Source organism: Streptomyces sp. SID3212, from assembly GCF_009865405.1.
Taxonomy (GTDB): domain Bacteria; phylum Actinomycetota; class Actinomycetes; order Streptomycetales; family Streptomycetaceae; genus Streptomyces.
Map to the genome: position 1 here is coordinate 1 of NZ_WWJY01000223.1, position 7,059 is coordinate 7,059.

Here is a 7,059-nt window from a genome sequence, read left to right on the forward strand (position 1 = left end):
AGGCGGGGGTGGAGGCAGGGGTGGGAGTGGGCAGGAGCGTGCTGGAGGTCATGGGCATCACCTTGGGTTGTTGAGAGGGATAGGGGCAGACATGTTCGGGTCTGTCCCCGAGGGCTGGGCAGGGGTGTGCGGCGCACCAGGTGTGATGTGGGCGCGGCGGGAACTGAGGTGTCTCGGCTGGTGAGTTGGGGGGGAGGGCCGGTCAGGTCATCAAGTCATGTCAGGCAGGTCAGGTCAGGGCGCTACGGGGCCGGTTCCGCCTGCTCTGCCTGAGCCGCACGGAGAAAGGCGTACGGCGGTCGAGGCGGGGGCGGTGGGCCGCCTCCGCGTACCTGAGGTCCGGGGCTTTGCCGCCCGCCGCCGCACCGGCACCGGGGTGTGCGGCGACCAGCCCCGAGCGGAAGAGCCCGTGGTCGATACGGCGGGCGGCGGCCGACTCCAGTTCCTCCCGCAACGGCCCGTCGCGCAGGACCGCGCCGGGACCGAGCAACCCCTCGACCACGGCCAGCGCCCCGGCGATGTCGCCGTGGCCCAGCCGTTCCCGTACGGCGGGCAGCGCCTCCGGGTCACGATGCACCCGCTCGATGGCCCGCAGGCAGGGCAGCGGGGGCCCGCCGAACGCCACCAGCAGTTCTTCCCGGCGCAGTTGGGCCGGATCGTGGTCGATCGCTGTCAGTGTGCCGTCCCGCAGTGCTATCCGGTGAACCTCGCCCCGGCACTCCACCTGGTGGGGATCATCGGGTGGGTTGACGGGGGGAGCGAGTGCCGTCGATGCCGTCGGTATCGTCCGAACCGTCCGGATCATCTGCTTCGTCCGCGCCGCCAGCGCCTGGGCGACGAGCGGGTGCAGCCGGTCGGCCGCGATCAGCCCGTTCCGTAGCAGCTCCAGATCCGGAAGGGCCCGGGCCGCCGCCTCCGGCAGTACGGGAAGCGCCGCGACCTCCTGCGGCGGCAGCGCCTCCCGCAGCGGCCGGAACGTCGGGGCGTGGCTGTCGTCGGGGGCGACAAGGTCGAGTACGGCGCGGCTGCGCGTACCGAGACGTACGGTGAAGGGCCCGCGAGGGCGCCCCTCGGCCCGCAACAGCGCCTCTGCCTCGGCGGCCCAACTGGACGACGCCCAGCGGTAGTCCGGCGCCGCGCCCGCACCGCACCGCCACGCCAGTTCGCCGCTCCGGTCGGAGTCCCAGAGGTGCCGGTGCAGGTCGAGCCGGAAACGCCGGTGGGGATGAGGATGCGGATGCGGATGCGGGTGGGGGTGGGGGTGCGGATATGGATGCTGGGCGTGGTCCGAGGTGGAGGTGAAGGTGGAGGTCGTGGAGGTGGCGTCACTTCCGGACCCCTCCCACAACGCCAGGGACATCCGCTGTCCCGCGTCCGCCCGGGCCGGCGGAGTCCGTACGACGAGTTGCGGCGAGATGCCGCATGAACTCCCGTACCGCGCAAGGGAGATGGTGAGGCCGGCCCGAAGCCGCCCGTCGGGCGCGCTCCTGGGCATGTGCCAGCGGAGCAGATCCGGCGCCAGGCGGCGCAGATCCGCACGCAGGTGGGTGGCGAGTTCGGTGCCGTGGCGATCGCGCACGGCGCGCAGATCGAGATCGACGTCGACTCGGGCGGCGGCGCACGCCCCGGCCCAGTCACCGACCGCACGCCGTGCGGTCGCGTTCTCGATCATGGACGGTGGTACGGCGTACTCGCGTACGCGCTGCCACATCAACAGGTGGGACGGAATCGAGTTCTCGGAGCGAGGTGCCATCAGCACTCACCTTGCGAGAACGATTCCCCCGATCCGAACGAGGAGTTGGTCTTCATCCCGCGCATCATAAGCACCGCCACCAGGATCTGTCAGCCGCCTTCTCGCTTGATCCACTCGCCGCCGCCGAGCGGGTAGTCGTAGCCGGGCCGGGCGGCGCCGGCGCTCGTACGGAACGGGGTCCCGTCGTTGTCGATGTGGACCGTGCCGCGGCGGCTGCCGCTGGACCACTCCAGGCTGAGGTCCCAGCGGACGTCATGAGCGGCGGCGTGCGCGGTGATGTAGAAGATCTCCGGATCGGATTCGCTGACCTTGTACGGGAAGTCGCGCTGGCCGTTCTTGACGTTGACCGTCGGGCTGCCGTTGTCGAGGTCGATGTCGAACGACTTGGTTTCGACGCCACCACCGCAACCCACGCCCATCGCGTAGTCGTTCCAGGCGAGGGGCGCGCCCTTGGTGAGCACGCGTACGTGCAGCGCCTCCAGAACCACCGTGTCCTGGCCGGTGCCCTGGACGGTCAGGGCGACGCGCTGCTCCTCCGAGGAGACCGCGCCGTAGGCGGCGGCCCAGCGCGGCGCGTCCTGCTCGGTCGCGGGCGGGCCGACCTGCTCGGGTTCGCTGTCGACGAGGAAGTGCTGGCTGCACGGGTTGTCGTAGATGTACGGGCGGGTGGCGACGTTCAGGGGTACGGCGTCGGCGGGGTCGGCGGGGTTGGCTGCGCCTGGTCCGGCACCGTCGTTCGAGGCGCCGGGGTCGGTGGTGCGGGGTGGGGAGGCGGAGGTGGGGGCGGACGGCTTGTGGCTCCCGCCGCTCTCGCCACTCTCACGGCTCGGGGAAGGTGTACGGGAGTCCGTCGCCGACGGGTGTGGTGGCTGCGCCTTGCCGGTGGTCACGGACGTGGCGCCGGCGGCGCCCCCGGCTCCGGTGTCGTCCTTGCCGCCACCGAAGGGGCCCTGGGCGGCGAGCGCCCCGGCTCCCAGTACGGCGGCCACGGCGACGGCGGCGATGAGGGTGGTGCGGCGACGGCGGGCGGGCGAGGCGGGGTTGGGGTCGGGCGGCGCGTCGGTGACGACGGGGTCGGGTACTGGCGGCGCGCTGTCCGTACGGTCGTCGGCCGGTACGGAAGGGTCCGCCGGTACGGAGCCACTCGCCGGTACGGAACTGCTGGCCGCACCCGAACCGGAACCGGGATCAGATCCCGAAACCGAAACCGGCCCATCACCCGCACCCGCCCCCGCCCCCAACCCGGCAGCGGCCTCGGTTCCGGCCTCCGTCCCCGCCTCAGCCTGCGACTCCGCCCTCCCCCCTCGTACCGCATCCGCCAGAATCCACCGCCGATGCAGCTCCATCAACTCCTGCGGCGTCGCCCGGCATGCCCGCGCGAGGCGCTCCACCGGTGCGTACTCGTTGGGCACCGCGGCGCCGCTGCAATAGCGGTGGAGCGTGGACGTACTCATGTGCAGCCGCTTGGCCAGCGCCCCGTAACTCAGCCCCGAGCGTTCCTTCAGCTCCAGCAGCAGCTCCGCGAACGCGTCCGCCCTACCGGCCCCGGTCGCTTCCGGCACTCGTCCCACCATCCACCATCCCCCGTGTCTCCGACGTCCCATTCCGGCGTTCCAGGGGGACGACGTTTCCCCAGCTCAAAGCCTGTTCCAGTGTCCCAGTGTCCCGTACTGTCCGCTGGCCGTGGCGGTTGGGACGGGTCACCCCACAAGCTCCAGTCATCCAAGCACCACACCCTCCCGAACACCCAAGGGGCTCAGCACATGTCCAGCATCCGGAACTCCCGCACCCGCCTTCTGACCGCCGCCGCGACCGTGGCGCTGGCCGCGTTCTCCCTGACCGCGTGCAGCGACGGGACGGGGACGAGGGACGAGGGCGCGTCGTCGGCCCCGGCGAACAACGCACCGGCAGCCGCGACCGCAGCCGCGTCCACCTCAACCGACGCGAAGCCGGCCGACACCACCTCAAAGCCGGTGGAAACCCTCTCGACGGCCTCGAAGGCCTCGAAGCCCTCGAAGGGATCGGCCGCACAGGCCTCCCCCGCGAAGGCACCGGCCGCCGCAGCCAAGGCGGTGACCTGTGAGGGCTCCAACACCAAGACGGTCGCGGCCCCGCTGAACCGCCCCATCAACCACATGCTCCTCACCGTCACCAACACCGGCAGCAAGACCTGCTACCTGTACACCTACCCGATCGTGCGCTTCAGCCAGGCCCAGTCCGTACCCCCGGTCATCGAGGCCTCCCAGCCGCAGGCCGTCGTCACCCTCGAACCGGGCCAGTCCGGCTACGCCTCCGTAAGCCTCTCCGCCGCAGACGGCAGCGGCGGCAACGGCTACACCGCGAAGTCCCTGACCGTCTACTTCCAGGGCCGCTCCATCAACGGGACCACCGGCAAGGCCGCCAACCCCAAGCTCCCCGCGAAGGGCGTCCACATCGACGACTCGCTCAAGGTCACGTACTGGCAGCAGTCGATGGACGACGCCATCATGTGGTGACGCCCGCCGACCCCCATCCCCGCCCCCATCCCCACCCCCACCCGACCACCACCACCGGCTCCGGCCCGTGGTGGTGGTCGGTCCCGTTCCGAACCACCATCCCGCCTTCGGACACTGCGGATGCCCGCGTCCCGTGTTGTGGCTGTCATCTGGTACGTCCCGGGCGCAAGTGGCGGGAGGCTGCCAAACAAGAGGACAGCCATGTCGCCTCTGGACGATTGATGATCAGGTCGCCGACAGTGATCATTCCTTCCAGTTCGCCGTCCACACGTATCGAGTGGTCGCCGACGCGGAACATCTCCCAGTCCGCGTCGCTGTGCCAGAACCTGGCGGTCTTCTCGCCCCGACGCTGGGCGAAGACGAGTTCCTCGCCGAACTCGTTCATGAAGTAGCCGACGTAGTCCTTGGTAGTGATCGCACCTCCACACAGGCGGGCCAGGAGCGGCTCAATCCCCGGAGGCGTGTCGCTGTCGCTCATGCCGTGGGCTCCTCGCTCGGTTCCGGGTCCTGCGCCGCCGACGACAGAGCCAGCATCCGGGCTGCCGAATCGAGGAGGGTCTCGTATGTGATCACTTCTATGCGGGCCGTATGCGTGTTGTAGGTCCGCAGCGTCTCCGCGATCTCCTGGGCGGTGACGCTCCCCTTCGCGTACTGCGTGTGCCCGATCACGACCGTAGCCGAGGCCCTACGGGTGTCGACTCCGTACTGGTTGAGGATGGGCCGGCGGTTCTCGTCCATGACCCGGAGGTAGTTCTGCGCCTGCGACACCGCGTGGTGTGCGGGGCCACCCAGCATGAGGTGGCCGTTGAGCCGGATGACCAGGTTCTCGATGTTGGCACGCTTGAGTTCCACCACATGCAGGGAGCCGTCGCCGCGCAGCAGCGGTATGTCGAGAATGGTGTCCGGGGTGTACTGGCGGCGGGCCAGCTCGGCCACGTAGGCGCCACCGAAGATCCACTCCTGGTTCTTGAGGCAGGCGTGCAATGCGCTCTCGGAGCTGCCCGGCTCGTCCACCGCCGCACGCAGGGCCGTGAGGCCGGCTTGCCGGGCCTTCAGTTCGAGCAGTTGGGCCAGCAGCCCCGCGTCGGCGTCTGCCAGGAGATCGCTCATCATCCGGGCGGCCTCTGCGGAAGCGGGCCGGGGCAGGTTCCGGAGAACCAGCTCCATGTGCCCGTACTCCTGGAGCCGCCTCAGGTACTTGGTGGACAGCTGGATCCCGCCCTCGCCGGGCCCGATCCCGAGGTGGTCGGTGGACCGGGCGATGCCGTGGAAGAGGGCACGGGCGTCGGCGGCGGTCGCCTCGGGATTCTGGTCGCACAGCACGTCCAAGGCGGCGACCGCCCGCTCGGCACCCATGGCGGCCATGCGCCGCATGTATTTCTCGCTGCGCTGCCGCGCCTCGTCGTCGTAGTAGTTCTCGACGGTTTCGAGGAAGAGTTCGCCGCGGGCGTAGCCGGCAAACCGCTGGAAGCGCCGGGCGAACGCGATGTCCTCGTGCAGGAGCGACTCTTGAGCGACATCCTCCAAGGCGTCCACCAGTGGTCTGCCCTTGCCGTGCGTCCTCCCGCCGAAGCGCGTTCCCATGATGCGCAGCACCACGTCAATGCGCTCCCGCACGCTCGCGTGCTCGGTGAGCTTTCGTGCTTCTTCGACCATGAGCCGGAGTGTGTAGCTGGATCGGAATGTGGTCGCCATGGGCGGCACCCTAGAACCGAGCACCGACAACTGCCTCCGGACTCGGCGTGATTCGACCGCAAAGTTCGTCGTCGCCTGGCGTGCACCGTCGCCGGACGAGGGCTTGCGCCGGAAAGCGACACCCCGACGAAGCGGAACGGGTGGCTCGGTCCCTTCTACGTGCCGCCGGGCGCGGCAAGGAGATCGTGCGCGGCCGGGCGTGAGGGGACGGGCGGGCATTGGGGGTTGTACCGGGGGGCAACGTCCGTGCGGGGCGGGGGTTGTGGGTGGGGGTGTGGTTGAGGATGAGGGGACGGGTCACGTGTGATCTCGCGGCGCCCCATCCGTACCGCATGGATTCTCCGTGGCAGCGCGGCCACGAACCGGGCCGTTCGGAGCGTGTCGGCGATCCCGTCGCGCAGTCGGCGTCCCGGTGCGGTGTTGGTCGGCCGGCGAACCGGCGGGCGGCCACCCTTCCCTTCCGCACCGGGCCGTCCGGGCCGGCGAACAGCACCCCAGGAGATCTCCCCCCATGTCCGACCCCTCTGTGCGCCGCCCCACGCCCCTGACCGCCGCCGCCCTCCCCCAGCGTCCGAGCGCGATGCCGGTCCACAAGTACCGGCCGTACGAAGCCGTCGACCTCGCCGACCGCGCCTGGCCGGACGCCCGTGTCACCCAGGCTCCGCGCTGGCTGTCGACCGATCTGCGGGACGGCAATCAGGCGCTCATCGACCCCATGTCGCCCGAGCGCAAGCGTGAGATGTTCGACCTGCTGGTGGGGTTGGGTTACAAGGAGATCGAGGTCGGCTTTCCGTCGTCCGGTGAGACCGACTTCGCGTTCGTACGGTCGATCATCGAAGAGGGCGCGATCCCGGACGACGTGACGATCTCCGTACTGACGCAGGGGCGTGAGGAGTTGATCGAGCGGACGGTGGAATCGTTGAGAGGTGCTCGGCGGGCCACCGTGCATCTCTACAACGCCACCGCGCCCACCTTCCGCCGCGTCGTCTTCCGCGGTACGAAGGAGCAGGTCAAGCAAATCGCCGTGGGCGGAACCCAGTTGGTGATGGACTACGCCGACAAGATACTGGGCCACGACGCGGTCCTCGGTTACCAGTACTCGCCGGAGATCTTCAC

5 protein-coding genes and 1 pseudogene are annotated in these 7,059 nt (G+C 70.0%); 2 read left to right on the top strand and 4 right to left on the bottom strand.

Annotated features, from left to right (window positions below; all coding sequences use genetic code 11):
* Positions 1-229: 229 nt before the first annotated feature.
* Entirely contained in the window at positions 230-1,753 is a 1,524-nt protein-coding gene (locus tag GT042_RS06580; RefSeq protein ID WP_161307762.1) for a hypothetical protein, read from the bottom strand.
* Between the two features lie 89 nt (positions 1,754-1,842).
* Positions 1,843-3,315 (bottom strand): transcriptional regulator, encoded by a 1,473-nt coding sequence (locus GT042_RS06585; RefSeq protein WP_161307763.1) that lies wholly within the window; start codon positions 3,313-3,315, stop codon positions 1,843-1,845.
* A gap of 201 nt (positions 3,316-3,516) precedes the next feature.
* On the opposite strand from GT042_RS06585, the gene GT042_RS06590 reads away from it, so the two are divergent.
* Complete coding sequence (locus GT042_RS06590; protein WP_161307764.1) at positions 3,517-4,248, top strand: DUF4232 domain-containing protein; 732 nt, start codon at positions 3,517-3,519, stop codon at positions 4,246-4,248.
* Between the two features lie 145 nt (positions 4,249-4,393).
* Here GT042_RS06590 and GT042_RS06595 read toward each other — a convergent pair whose 3' ends face one another.
* Both GT042_RS06595 and GT042_RS06600 read right to left on the bottom strand, forming a co-directional pair.
* Positions 4,394-4,726, bottom strand: a complete 333-nt coding sequence (locus GT042_RS06595; protein WP_161307765.1) for a hypothetical protein — start codon at positions 4,724-4,726, stop codon at positions 4,394-4,396.
* Positions 4,723-5,943, bottom strand: coding sequence for a Shedu anti-phage system protein SduA domain-containing protein (locus GT042_RS06600; protein WP_161307766.1), 1,221 nt, complete (start codon positions 5,941-5,943; stop codon positions 4,723-4,725). The genes GT042_RS06595 and GT042_RS06600 overlap by 4 nt, the downstream gene beginning before the upstream one ends.
* 511 nt (positions 5,944-6,454) lie before the next feature.
* Between GT042_RS06600 and GT042_RS06605 the strand changes: the two are divergent.
* Positions 6,455-7,059: pseudogene (locus GT042_RS06605) on the top strand (2-isopropylmalate synthase); the annotation flags it as partial.